Source organism: Micromonospora sp. NPDC051543, from assembly GCF_044454415.1.
Classification (GTDB): Bacteria; Actinomycetota; Actinomycetes; order Mycobacteriales; family Micromonosporaceae; genus Micromonospora.
The window spans coordinates 314754-327395 of the sequence record NZ_JBITDT010000006.1 but is presented as its reverse complement, the minus strand read 5'-3'; the positions used below and the strand labels follow the sequence as shown (position 1 = coordinate 327395).

The 12642-nt window shown below is 72.4% G+C and carries 10 protein-coding genes; 4 read left to right on the top strand and 6 right to left on the bottom strand.

Annotated elements, in window-relative coordinates; genetic code table 11:
- Positions 1–3 precede the first annotated feature (3 nt).
- Complete coding sequence (locus tag ACIA3K_RS13800) at positions 4–561, bottom strand: GNAT family N-acetyltransferase (RefSeq protein ID WP_396801185.1); 558 nt, start codon at positions 559–561, stop codon at positions 4–6.
- Positions 562–675: 114 nt separating this feature from the next.
- On the opposite strand from ACIA3K_RS13800, the gene ACIA3K_RS13795 reads away from it, so the two are divergent.
- From ACIA3K_RS13795 to ACIA3K_RS13785, 3 genes are read left to right on the top strand one after another with little or no spacing between them, the layout of a single operon-like run.
- Positions 676–1386 carry a siderophore-interacting protein gene (locus ACIA3K_RS13795; RefSeq protein WP_396801184.1) on the top strand — a complete coding sequence of 237 codons (711 nt, stop codon included), beginning with the start codon at positions 676–678 and terminating at the stop codon, positions 1384–1386.
- A complete protein-coding gene (locus ACIA3K_RS13790; RefSeq protein WP_396801183.1) occupies positions 1383–2639 on the top strand; it encodes an MFS transporter in 1257 nt (418 codons plus the stop codon). The genes ACIA3K_RS13795 and ACIA3K_RS13790 overlap by 4 nt, the downstream gene beginning before the upstream one ends.
- Entirely contained in the window at positions 2636–4147 is a 1512-nt protein-coding gene (locus ACIA3K_RS13785; protein WP_396801182.1) for an MFS transporter, read from the top strand. Before ACIA3K_RS13790 ends, ACIA3K_RS13785 begins: the two co-directional genes overlap by 4 nt.
- On the opposite strand, the gene ACIA3K_RS13780 is transcribed toward ACIA3K_RS13785, so the two are convergent.
- From ACIA3K_RS13780 to ACIA3K_RS13770, 3 genes are read right to left on the bottom strand one after another with little or no spacing between them, the layout of a single operon-like run.
- Positions 4144–7011 (bottom strand): FAD-binding and (Fe-S)-binding domain-containing protein, encoded by a 2868-nt coding sequence (locus tag ACIA3K_RS13780; RefSeq protein ID WP_396801181.1) that lies wholly within the window; start codon positions 7009–7011, stop codon positions 4144–4146. The genes ACIA3K_RS13785 and ACIA3K_RS13780 overlap by 4 nt on opposite strands.
- 26 nt (positions 7012–7037) lie before the next feature.
- Positions 7038–8213: an anhydro-N-acetylmuramic acid kinase gene (locus tag ACIA3K_RS13775; protein ID WP_396801180.1), complete on the bottom strand. Its 1176-nt coding sequence runs from the start codon at positions 8211–8213 to the stop codon at positions 7038–7040.
- Positions 8214–8224: 11 nt separating this feature from the next.
- Positions 8225–9784, bottom strand: coding sequence for a sodium:solute symporter (locus ACIA3K_RS13770; RefSeq protein ID WP_396801179.1), 1560 nt, complete (start codon positions 9782–9784; stop codon positions 8225–8227).
- A gap of 244 nt (positions 9785–10028) precedes the next feature.
- Here ACIA3K_RS13770 and murQ point away from each other — a divergent pair, with 244 nt between their 5' ends.
- Positions 10029–10922 carry an N-acetylmuramic acid 6-phosphate etherase gene (murQ, locus tag ACIA3K_RS13765; RefSeq protein WP_396801177.1) on the top strand — a complete coding sequence of 298 codons (894 nt, stop codon included), beginning with the start codon at positions 10029–10031 and terminating at the stop codon, positions 10920–10922.
- 21 nt (positions 10923–10943) lie between these two features.
- On the opposite strand, the gene ACIA3K_RS13760 is transcribed toward murQ, so the two are convergent.
- Together ACIA3K_RS13760 and ACIA3K_RS13755 are read right to left on the bottom strand one after the other, a co-directional pair.
- On the bottom strand, positions 10944–12236 hold the full coding sequence (locus ACIA3K_RS13760) for a GAF domain-containing protein (RefSeq protein ID WP_396801176.1): 1293 nt from the start codon (positions 12234–12236) through the stop codon (positions 10944–10946).
- A gap of 113 nt (positions 12237–12349) precedes the next feature.
- Positions 12350–12619, bottom strand: coding sequence for a hypothetical protein (locus tag ACIA3K_RS13755; RefSeq protein ID WP_396801175.1), 270 nt, complete (start codon positions 12617–12619; stop codon positions 12350–12352).
- Positions 12620–12642 lie beyond the last annotated feature (23 nt).

The following is a 12642-nucleotide window of genomic DNA, read 5'->3' as shown; positions in this document are numbered from 1 at the left end:
TGGTCAGGCGGTCGGGTGGTCGGCCTCGAAGCGGGACCGGGTGAGGAACGCGAGCTGGGCGCGCTTGTCCGGCAGGTCGATCTCGGCGTCGAAGGTGAACCCCTCGATCTCCAGGCGGCGCAGCGCGAGGTGGTTCCGGATGTCCGGCTCGACGACGATCCGCCGCGCGGCCGGATCGCGGAACAGGAACCGCGCCAGGGCTGGACCGACCGCGTCGGTGAGGCCACGGGCGAGGTGCCGGGCCGGGCTGAGCAGCAGGTGCATCCCGACGTCGCCGGGCTGTACGACGTACCGCTCGCCGACCGGGTCCGCCTCGGGCTGGTAGGTCTGGAACAGGCCGACCGGCTCCCCGTCGACGCGGATCAGGTACGCGTGGTGCGTGGGCAGGCCGTCGACGAAGGTGTAGATCTCGCGAACCTGGTCGAGGGTGTGTGTCCCCATGCCCCAGAACGAGTTCCGGGGCAGCGTGACCCAGCGGTGCAGGAGCGCCGCGTCCCGGTCGGGTGCCACGGGTGTCAGCGTGAACTCGCCGAGGCCGGTGATCTTCTCCTGGTATGTCATGTCGTGCTCCTTTACTACTGCGGGCTGGGGTGGCGCGAGGGGGACACGCGTTCCGCCTGCGGCGAAGGTAGGTTAGCCTGCCCTAACGAAGGTTCGCCTTACCTGGAGGGGTGCGTGAAGCGGAACTGGGAAGCCCTGGTCCTCAAGGCCATGGGAGGCCGGGACTTTGAGTTGACGGTGCGGGCCACCGAGTCGGTGGACGGGCACTACCAGCGGCTGCTCCTGGACGACGGCGGCCTGCTGGCGGCGTGCGGCGTCCACCCCACGATGTGGGTCCGACTGTGGTTCGACAACGACGGGCGGGCGCACCAGCGGGCGTACACGCTTGTCGACCCCGACCCGGCCACCGGCCGGTTCAGTCTCGAATTCGCCATCCACGACGGCTGCGCCGCCCGCTGGGCGACCTCGGCGCGGGTGGGCGACACCATCGTCGCCACCGTGCAGGGCAGCGCCTTCGCGCTGCCCGACCCCGCGCCGGAGCACCTCTACCTCGTCGGCGACGCGGCCTCCCTGCCGGCGGTCAACAGCCTGCTCGACGCCGGCGCCGACATTCCGGCGACGATCTGGCTCGAGTACGCCCACGAGGGCGAGAAGGCCCTCGCGCCGCGCGCCCGGGCACACCACGACGTGACCTGGGTGCCCCGGGACCCCGACGGCCAACACCTCGTCGACACCGTCCGCTCCGATCTGCCGGCCAACGACGCGGCCCACTACTGGGTCGCCTGCGAGGCGGCCACCACCCGGGGCATAACCCGGCACATCCGCCGGACGTTGGGCGTGGACAAGGACCGGCTGACCTCGCTCGGCTACTGGAGAGCCCCGTGAGAGGCCGGCTCGGCACCCTCACCGCGCTGTACGTCACCCAGTACCTCGGCATCGGCTTCATCACCGTCGGACTGACCGCCATCCTGCGCGACGGCGGCACCTCGCTGGACACCCTCGCGCTGCTCCAGGTCGTCGGCGTGATCTGGCCCGTCAAGTTCCTCTGGGCGCCGATCCTCGACCGGTACGGCTCCCGTCGCCACGGCCACTACCGGTCCTGGTTGCTCGTCCTCCAGAGCGCCCTGGTGCTGGCCCTGTTGGCCCTGCTGCCATTTCCCCGTCCGGCCGACGCGCTCGGTCCGGTCATCGCCATCTGCGCCGCGTACGTCTTCTTCTCCGCCACCCAGGACATCGCCGTGGACGCCGTCGCCGTGCGGATGCTCCACGACGCGGACCGGGGGACCGGCAACGGCATCCAGGTGGCGGCGAGCTACCTCGGCAACCTGCTCGGCGGCGGCGCCTGCGTACTGGTCTACGACCGGTTCGGCTGGGTGCCGGCGGTCGGCCTGCTGGCCGCGATGACCGCGGTCGGGCTGCTGGTGGTGTGGCGGTTCTCCGAGCCGACCCGTACCGATCGGGTCGACCGCGTCGGTACCGCCTACCGGGCGCTGCTGTCGGTGTTCGGCCAGCCCGGCTGCCGGCGGTGGACCTTCGGCGTCGTGCCACTGGTCTACGTCGGCGCGGGCATGGCGTACGCGCTGGTCACGCCCGCCCTGGTGGACGCGGGATGGTCGTTGGGCCGGATCGGGGTGGTGACCGGTGTGGTGACCAGCGCGCCGGCCATCGTGGCCGGGCTGGTCGCCGGGTTCGGCGTCGGTCGGTTCGGTCGCGGCACCATGCTCGTGGTCGGCGGGGTGGCCCTCGTGGTGTCGACGACCATGCTGCTGCCGTTGCTCAACGGCCGTGCCCCACTGGGCGGGACCGTCACCGCGCTCTGCTGCTTCATGGTGGCCTACACGATCGCCAACGTCGTGCTCTACACGGTGAACATGGACTACTCGCGGCCGGGAACCGGTGGCACCGACTTCACCGTCCTGTCGTCGTTCGGCCTGGTGTGCTCGTTCGTGGCCTCCTCGGTGGGGCTGGCGGCCGCGGACCGGGTCGGCTATCCGCCGGTGGCGGTCGCCGCCGTCGTGCTGGTGGCCGCCGGGGTCGCCCTCGGTCTGGCGCACCAGCGTCGGTTCCCGCGCGCACCCCACGCCGCCGCCGAGCCGGCGACCGGGCGCGGTTCGACCGGCGTACGGGCGGCGGTGTGACGCTCACCCAGCCGGTCGCCGTACCCACGGCGTCGGTACGACCACCACACCGCTGGCTCGTCCTGGCCGTGCTCTGCGTCGCCCAACTCGTCGTGGTGCTGGACAACACGGTGCTGACCGTGGCGGTGCCCGTGCTCACCAGCGAGCTGGGCGCCAGCACCGCCGACGCGCAGTGGATGATCAACGCGTACGCCCTGGCCCTGTCGGGGCTGCTGCTCACGGCCGGCGCGGCCGCGGACCGGTACGGCCGACGCCGGATGCTGCTCGCCGGGCTCGTCCTGTTCGGACTCGGCTCGCTGGCGGCGGGCCTCGCGAGCAGCAGCGGTCAGTTGATCGCCGCACGGGCGGGGATGGGCGTCGGCGGGGCGCTGCTGGTCACGTCGACGCTCGCGGTGGCGATGCAGGTCTTCGACGGTCCCGAACGCTCCCGGGCCATCGGCATCTGGGCCGCCACCAGCGCGTTCGGCTTCGCGGTCGGCCCGCCGATCGGTGGCACCATCCTGGCCCACCTGCCGTGGGGCGCCATCTTCCTGCTGAACGTCCCCATCGTGCTGGTCTGCCTGCTGGTCGGGCGGGCACTCGTCCCCGAGTCCCGCGGCACGGCCGGAGGCCGTCTCGACGGGTGGGGTGCCGCGCTCTCCACCGCGGGGCTGACCGCGGTCGTCTTCGCGATCATCGCCGGGCCGGAACGGGGCTGGGCCTCGACCGAGGTGGTCGGCACGGCCGTTGTCGGCGTACTCCTGCTCGGCTGGTTCGTCCGCTGGGAGCGGCGGATCGCCCACCCCATGCTGGACATGCACTTCTTCCGCAACCGGCAGTTCGTCGGCGCGGTGTCCGGGGTCGTCCTGGTCACCTTCGGGGCGACCGGCGCGCTGTTCCTGCTGACCCAGCACCTCCAGTTCGTTCGTGGCTATCCGGCCTGGGAGGCGGGCCTTCGGATGGCTCCCTTCGCACTGTCCATCGTGCTGCTCAACGTCAGTGGGGTGGCGGCCGCCGTGATCCGCCGTCTCGGGCTGGCCGCCGCCATCGCCGTCGGCATGACCCTGCTCGCGGCCGGCCTCGCGGCGGTGACCCTGCTGTCCGACGCCGGGTACGGGGTGCTGCTCGCCGGCCTGCTCGTCATGGGCGTCGGCTGCGCACTGGCCAACCCGGCCATCGTGGAGGCGGTGATGAGCGCGATCCCGGCCGAGAAGGCCGGCGCCGGCGCCGGCGTGGACGGGACCATGACCGAGGTCGGCAGCAGCCTCGGCATCGCCGTACTCGGCGCGGTTCTGAACGCTCGGTTCGCGGCGCTGCTGCCCGCCGCGCTGGCCGGCGCGGACTCGTTCCCGGCGGCGCTCGCCGCCGCCCGGGAGGGACCGCAGCGGGCCGCCGTGACCAGCGCCTTCGCCTCCGCGCTGGAGACCGGGCAACTGGTCGGCGCCGCCGCGGTACTGGCCGGTGGTCTGCTCGCCGCCGCGCTGCTGCGCCGCGCGCACACCGCACGGACGTCGACGGCCGGCAGCTAGGCCGGCGGCTCGACCGCCTCGGCGAGCACCTCCAGCACGTGCCGGTACGGCTGCCCGGTGGCCCGACTCATGCCCATCTCGCAGGTGCGGTTGCAGGACGCGTACGCGTCGTGCTGGCGCTCGTTGACCTCGGCGGCCTGGGCGGCGGTCGCGCCGGCAGTGACCTCGGGGTGCAGCAGTCCCCGGTCACCCGCGAAGGCGCAACAGCCCCAACTGTCCGGCACGGTCACCGTGTCGGCGACCGCCCGGGCCACCGTGTGCAGGTCGTCGACGCCGTCGAGGTGCACGGTCGAGCAGGTGGGGTGCAGCGCGAGCGAACCGAGTCGCCGGGCCTCGGGCAGCGCCGGCAGCAGGTGCTGCGCGGTGAAGGTGACGCTGTCGACGAAGCGCAGCCCGGCGTACCGCGCCCGGTCCTTCACGGCGAGCGCGGCGGTCAACTGGGTGAGGCCGTGGGTGCAGGACGACGCGTCGCAGACGACGGGCAGCCGGCCCTGGTCGCTGGCGGCCCAGAGCACGGCCAGGGTGCGCTCGGCCATCTCGCGGTGCCCGGCCGGGTAGCCCTTGGACTGCCACGGCGTCCCGCAGCACAGACCCGCCGTGCCCGCCGGTACGACCACCGGCATCCCGGCCAGCTCGCACAGGCGCAGGAACGCCGCCGCCGAGCCGCCGGACGGACCGTCCTGGGCCGCGAAGACGCTGCCGATGCACGCCGCGAAGAACACCGCCTGGGCGTGCGGCGCGCTGCGCGGCGTCGGACGGGACGCTCCCGCCCGGGGGATGTCGTCGCTCCACTGTGGTACGAGTTCGGTGCCGCCGAGGGACCGGATCATCCCGGTGGCGGCGCGGACCACCGGTGTCGGGGTGACGTGCGCGGCGTTCAGCCCGACCCGGACGCCGGTCACGGCGGCCTTCCAGTGCCGCGCGACACCGGCTGCGGTGCGCTGGGCGCGGGGGCTGTGCCGCTCGGCGCGCAGCCGCTTCATGGCCGCCCCGGTGTCGATGCCGACCGGGCAGGCGGTGACGCAGAGGCTGTCGGCGGCGCAGGAGTCCACCGCCGCGTACGCGTAGTCGTCGATCAACTCCCGGCGGCGCTCCTCGTCACCGGCGGCGGTGGCGAGGGCGATCTGCCGTTGCAGCACGATGCGCTGCCGGGGCGTGGTGGTGACGTCGGCGGTGGGGCAGACCGGCTCGCAGTAGCCGCACTCCACGCAGGCGTCCAACTCCTCGTCGACCGTCGGGACGGCCTTGAGCTGCCGCAGGTGCACGCTCGGGTCGTCGTTGAGCAGCACACCCGGGTTGAGCAGGCCGGTCGGGTCGCACAGCCGCTTGAGTTCGCGCATGACGTCGTACAGCTCGTCGCCGTACTGCCGGCGGACGAAGGGCGCCATGGCCCGGCCGGTGCCGTGTTCGGCCTTGAGGGTGCCGCCCTCGGCAAGCACGAGATCGACCATGTCGTCGGTGAACCGCGCGTAGCGCTCGACCTCGGCCGGCGTGTCGAAGGACTGGGTGAGCATGAAGTGCAGGTTGCCGTCGCGGGCGTGTCCGAAGATCACCGCGTCGGCGTACCCGTGCCGCTCGAACAGGTCGATCAGGCCGTCGCAGGTGCCGGTGAGGCGGGGCATCGGCACCGCGATGTCCTCCAGCAGGGCCGTGGTACCGGGTGGGCGGGCCCCGGCGACCGCCGTGTAGAGGCCCTTGCGCAGGTGCCAGAGCTTGGCCCGCTCGCGCGGGTCACGGGTCAGCTCGGTGCCGGTGACGGCGGGCAGCCGGTCGAGCACTGCCCGGGCGTCGGCGAGCGTCGTGGCCAGGTGCTCCGCGCTGTCCTCGGCGAACTCCACCAGCAGCGCCGCGTGACCGGTGACGGCCAGCCCGCGCAGGGTCGCGCTCGCGCCGGGGTCGCGCTGGCTGACCCGCAGCGCAGCCGCGTCCAGCAGCTCGGCGGTACGCGCGCCGGCGGCGAGCAGGGCGGGCAGCGCGTCGGTGGCGTCGGTGAGACCGGGCAGGATGAGCAGCCCGGTGGCGGCATGCGGGTGGATCTCGACGGTGCGGAAGACCGCCTCGGCCACGAAGCCGAGCGTGCCCTCGCTGCCGATCATCAGGTGGGCGAGCATGTCGACCGGGCTGCTGTGGTCGAGCAGCGAGTTCAGCCCGTACCCCATGGTGTTCTTCATCGCGAACAGCCGCTCGACGGTGGCCCGCGAGCCGGGGTCGGACCGCACCCGGTCGCGCAGCCGCAGCAGCCCGGCGTGCAGCTCGGGTTCGGCGGCCCGCAGCCGCTCGTCGGCGTCGCGGGCGGCGGAGTCGACGACCGTGCCGGACGGCAGCACGAAACGCAGCGACTCCATCGTGCGGTACGCGTTGTCGGTGGTGCCGCAGGTCATCCCGCTGGAGTTGTTGGCCACCATGCCGCCCACCGTGCAGGCGGCCTCGCTGGCCGGGTCCGGGCCGAGCCGACGGCCGTAGCGGGCCAGCCGGGCGTTGGCCTGCCGGATCGTCAGCCCCGGTTGGAGCCGGATGCGCCGCCCGTCGTCGAGCACCTCGGCGTCGCGCCAGTCGGTGCGCACGTCGACCAGGACGCCTGCGCCGCCGGCCTGCCCGGCGAGGCTGGTGCCGCCGCCGCGCAGGGTCAGCGGCACCCCGGCCTCCCGCGCGCCGGCCATCAGCGCGCCCACCTCGGCCGCTGAGGCGGCGCGGACCACCGCCTGCGGCTCGAACAGGTATGGCGAGGCATCGTGCGCCGCCGCGAGCCGCCGGGGCAGCTCGGCGCTGGCCCGGCTCGGATCGTCGAGGCGGGAGCGCAGCAGGTCGGCGACCTCGCGGGCGCGGACGCCGGCGGCGGTCGGCGCGGGTACGACGGTGCTCATTGGACGGCTCCTCCCGGAAAGGGCGGTCAGTCGGACGCGACGATCAGCAGCCTGGTCGGGGCGGTGCCGCCGGGCGCGGGCAGCCGCAGCGGCTCGCGGCCGGGGGTGATGCTGCCGAGCACCGAGGCGTGCCGCGCGCCGGTGCCCGAGGGCAGGGTGCCCGGCAGCCCGTGCACGGTCAGGTAGCCCAGCAGCGCGAACGCCAGCGCCTCCTTGGCGTCCGACGGGACACCCACCTCGTCGCTGGACGTCAGGTCGACGCCGGGCAGCTCGTCGACGAGCATGCCCATCAGCGTCGGGTTGTGCGCCCCGCCGCCCGAGACCACGAGCCGGGTGACGCCGTGCGCCCGGCAGGCGTCGGCCACCGTGACCGCCGTCAGCCGGGTGAGCGTGGCCAGCACGTCCCGCGGATCCGGGGTGGGCACGTCGGCCAGGGCGGCGAGCAGGTACGGCAGGTGGAACAGCTCCTTGCCGGTGCTCTTCGGGCCGGGCAGCCGGTAGTACGACTCGTCGAGCAGCCGCCGCAGCAGTTCCGGGCTGACCTGCCCGGCGGCTGCCCCGCGTCCGTCCCGGTCGTACTCCTCGACGCCGCCGCTGAAGTGGCGTACGGCGGCGTCGAGGAGCGCGTTGGCCGGCCCGGTGTCGAACGCGAGAGGGTCGCCGTCCGGCGCGACGACCGTGATGTTGGCGATCCCGCCCAGGTTGAGGGCGGCCGGGATGCCCGGCAGACCGCGCAGCAGCAGCGTGTCGAAGAGGGCGACCAGCGGCGCGCCCTGGCCGCCGGCCGCGACGTCCCGGCTGCGCAGATCGGCCACGACCGGAAGTCCGGTGGCCTCGGCGATCCAGGCCGGCTGACCCAGTTGGAGGGTGCCCCGGACCACGCCGCCCTCGACCCAGTGGTGCATGGTCTGGCCGTGCGAGACGACCAGGTCGGCCCGCCCCTCGCACAGCTCGGCGAGGGCTCGCGTGCCGGCCTCGGCGAACGCCTGGCCGATGCCGGTGTCCAGCACGCAGATCGCCTCGGTGGTGGTCGGCGCGGGTGGCAGGGCGGCGGCGATCCGGGCACGCAGCTCGTCCGGGTACGGGTGGCTGAGCCGGCCCAGCGGGCGCATCCGCAGGGTGTCGCCGTTCAGCTCGAACTCGGCGGCGGCGGCTTCGATGCCGTCGTAGGAGGTGCCGGACATCAGGCCGATCACGCGCATGGCGGTCTCCTTCATGCCCGGCCCACGGGTGCCGCCGTCGTCTCGTCGTCATCGTCGACGCGGCTGTGGTCGTACGGCGTCGGGGCCGGGTGGAACCAGCTCGACACCACGCCGACGGCCAGGGTGATCAGGACGCCGATCGGCACCAGCCACTGGGCGGCGATGGCGGTCGCGGTGGTGGTGCCGGCCGTCGTCACATCGATCTTGACGTAGCGGACGATGTAGGTCATCACCGCGATCGTGACGAGGAAGGCGATCACCGCGTCGACCTGGTTGGCCCGCTTCACGAGGCGGCCGAGCAGGAACGCGCCGAGCAGCGCCCCGTAGGTGTAGCCGGCGATGGTCAGACCGGTCAGGTAGACGTTCCCGGTGCTGGAACTGAACGCGCAGGCGAAGATCGCCATGAACACCGCCCAGACCAGGGTCATCACCCGGGCGAGCCGGAGCATGGTGTCGTCCGACGGGACCTTCTTGAAGAAGCTGTGGATGAAGTCGGCGACGGTGGAGTTCGACATCGAGTTCAGCGCCGACGACAGCGACCCCATCGCCGCGCCGAGGATGCCGGCGACCAGCAGACCCGAGATGCCCACCGGCAGGGCGTGCAGGATGAAGTTCGGGTACAGGTTGTCGGTGCTGTTCAGGCCCAGCTCCTTGAAGGTCTGGCCCTTGTTGTACGACCACAGCAACGCGCCGACCAGCGAGAACGCCGCGAACTGGATGACCACGAAGATGCCCGAGGAGACCATCGCCAACTGGCCCTCGCGCAGCGTCCGGGTCGACAGGATGCGCTGGACGATGAGCTGGTCCGAGCCGTGGCTGGCCATCGCGAAGATGGCGCCACCGATGATCGCGGTCGGCAGGGCGAACGGGCTGGTGAGCACGTGCGCGAGGTCGAAGTTGGTGTCGAAGAGCTGGAACTTGCCGGCGTCCAACGCCTGCGAGTAGCCGTCGAACCCGATGGCGTGGCTGAGCACCGCGATGGCCAGGATCGCCCCGCCGAGGTACAGGCCCATCTGGATGGCGTCGGTCCAGATGACCGCCTTGATGCCACCGAGGTAGGTGTAGACCACCGTGATCAGCGTCAGCACGATGATGATCGCCTGGTAGCCGACGTTCAACCCGAACTCGTCGAGGAGCAGCTTGATCGGGATGGCCGAGGCGAACAGTCGTACGCCCTCGGCGAGCAGGCGGGTGAAGACGAAGGTGATCGACGCCAGGCCCTGGAGTTTCAGGCCGAACCGCTCACCGAGGTACTGGTAGGCGCTGACGAAGCCACCCCGCTTGTAGAGCGGAATGAGCACCGCGGCCACGATCACGCGGCCGATCACGTAACCGAGGGCCAGTTCGACGTTGCCGAAGCCCTGACTGCTGTACGCGCCGCCGGGCACGCTGATCACGGTCAGGACGCTGGTCTCGGTGGCGACCACGGAGAACGAGACGGTCCACCAGGGCAGTTTTCCCTCGCCCACGAAGTAGTCCTTGGACGACTTCTGTTTACCGGACAGGCGTAGTCCGACGGCGGCGATCACCACGAGGTACAGCACGATCACGACAAGGTCGAGTTGACGCACGGTTCACTCCCAACCAGCGGGGTTGTCAATAAGTGACGTTGGCCCACACTAACCCGAAACTTTTTGCCAGTGCCCGTCCGGTCTGGTTACGCTGTGGTCTCAGCCTGCCGATGCGGGGCGGACGCGAGGCCCAAACGGTGCGTTGCCGGCGGATTCTCAACGATCTGGCGCGCGTCGCCGAACTGGTCCAGGGAGCACTCGCCCGGTCGACGACTGAGTCACCAGCGAGAGGAACGAACACCCCGTGGACCTCAGCACCCTCGGCACCGAGACCCGCAACGACAAGACCACCGACCTCGACCGCATGTCGCCCACCGAGATGCTCCTCGCCATGAACGACGAGGACCACACGGTCGCGGACGCCGTCCGCCGGGCCGTGCCGGACATCGCGGCCGCCGTCGACGTCGTCGTGACATCGCTGCGCCGAGGCGGCCGGTTGATCTACCTGGGCGCCGGTACCAGCGGCCGGATCGGCATGCTCGACGCCGTCGAGTGCCCGCCGACCTTCGGTACGCCGCCCGAGCGGGTCGTCGGTCTGCTCGCCGGCGGGGCGGGCGCGTTCGGCGTCGCAGTCGAGGGCGCGGAGGACGACCCGGCCCGTGCCGTCGCCGATCTCGACGCGATCGGCGTCAGCGACCGCGACACCGTGGTGGGGCTCGCGGCCAGCGGTCGTACCCCGTATGTGGTGGGTGGGTTGGCGCACGCCCGCGCGCGCGGGGCGAGCACCGTCTCCGTCGCCTGCAACACCGACGCGGTGGTCAGCCGGCACGCGGACGTCGCCATCGAGGTGCCCACCGGCCCCGAGGTGCTCACCGGCTCGACCCGGCTCAAGGCCGGCACCGCCGAGAAGCTCGTCTGCAACATGCTCTCGACCGCGACCATGGCCCGGCTCGGCAAGGTCTACGGCAACCTGATGGTGGACATGAACGCCACCAACGCCAAGCTCGTCGACCGGGCGCGTCGCATCGTCGCCGAGGCCGCCGACACCGATCTCGACACGGCCGCGGGGGCGCTGGCCGCGGCGGACGGCCACGCCAAGACGGCCATCGTGCTGCTGCTCGCGCACTGCACCGCCGAGGAGGCCGCGGCACGGCTGCGCGAGGCCAACGACGACGTCCGGGCGGCCGTCGCGGCCTGACCGGCCGTCGCGCCGGGGCGGTCAGCGGTTGAGGTACGCGGCGAGGCCGCCGAGCTCCTCGCTGGCGATGAACACCGACCGCACGTTGAGGATGGCCTCCTCCACGTGCGTGTCGCAGCCCCAGGCCGAGTCGCCCCACGAATCGGCGATCTTGATCCGGGCGGGCGCGGAGCAGCCCTGGACCCCGCCGAGCTGGCAGTGCTCCGGATGCGGTCGGGCGGCCTGGGCGGCCGCGGCGTTACGCATCCGCTCGGTGAGCTCGGCGGCGGCCGCCGCGCGCTGCTCCGCCTCGGCGCGCAACTGCCGCTCCGCGCGTACCGCCCTGGCCAGCTCCTCGTGGGCTGCCCTGGCGCGCGCCTCGGCGGCCGTCTTCGCCTGCTCGACGTGGTGACGTTCGATGGCCAGGGCCGCGGTGTCGGCGAAGACCCGGGCCAGGGCCAGATCGGTGTCCTGCGGGACGCGCGGCGTGCGGTGGTACATGGCGAAGGTGCCCAACAGGCCGCCGTCGCGGGCCAGGATCGGCATCGACCAGCAGGCGGCGAGACCGGCCCGCCCGGCCAGATCCCGAAAGTCCGCCCAGAAGGGGTCGGTGTCGATGTCGGTGACGATGACCGGCTCCCGCCGGTACGCGGCGGTGCCGCACGAGCCGACACCCTCGCCGGTGGCGATCCCGTCGATGGCCTGGTTGTAGAACTCGGGCAGGCTCGGCGCGGCCCCGTGCCGCAGGTGCCGGCCGTCCGCGTCGGCGAGCAGCACGGAGACGAGTACCTGCTCGGGCGTCAGATCCTCGATACAGCGGGCCATCCCGTCCAGCACCTCGGTCAGCGGCGCCTGACGGGCGATCTGCTCCAGCAGCGCGCGGTGCTCGGCCATCAACCGCTGGGCGTGCTTGACCTGGGTGATCTCCACGCCGATCACCCGGATGCCGGTCACCGTGCCGTCGGTGTCGCGGCGCGGCTCGTAGGTGAAGTCGAAGAACGCCTCCCGCGCGTGCGGCCCGACACCCAGCACGATCCGGGCGTCCCGACCGGTGTACGGCTCGCCCGTGCGGTAGACCTCGTCCAGCAGGTCGAGGAAGCCCTGACCGGCCAACTCGGGCAGCAGCTCGGCGACCGTGATCCCGGTACGCGCGCGTTCCGAACCGATGGCGGCGAAGAACGCCGGGTTCGCCGCCTCCACCACGTGCGTGGGCCCCACAAGGGATGCGAACACCGCGATGGACTGCCCGAACAGCGTCCGCAGATCGTCCTGCGCCGCCTGCCCGGCGTCCGAGGACCGTACGGCGGTCGCCCGCTGGTTCGGTACCGCCGTCATGCTGTGGTCGCCCCTCTCCGGTACGGCTTCGGTCGCTGCACCGCTGGATCGCGGCTCGCTCGCCCCGGCCCAGGATACGAAAAGGGCCGCGAAGCCGCCGGGGAGGGCGCGGGTCAGGCGCTCTCGTCCACGAACTTGTAGTAGCTCATGCGGAACCGTTGCAGCAGCGCGCGCATGAACTCCGGGCCGGCCTCCGGCGACACCCGCTGCGCGCCGACCGGCACGCCGTTGTCGTAGAAGTCCTGTGCGAGCGCACCCCACTCCGGATCGAGGACGGTCAGCGACACCGGTTGGCCGGGCTGCCAGTTGAACTCGGCCACCCGACGATTGGTGTGCTGGGCGAACGTGTACAGCGCCACCCTGGTCGCCGCCTGCTCGGTCATGCCTGCCTCCTGGTTCACCACGG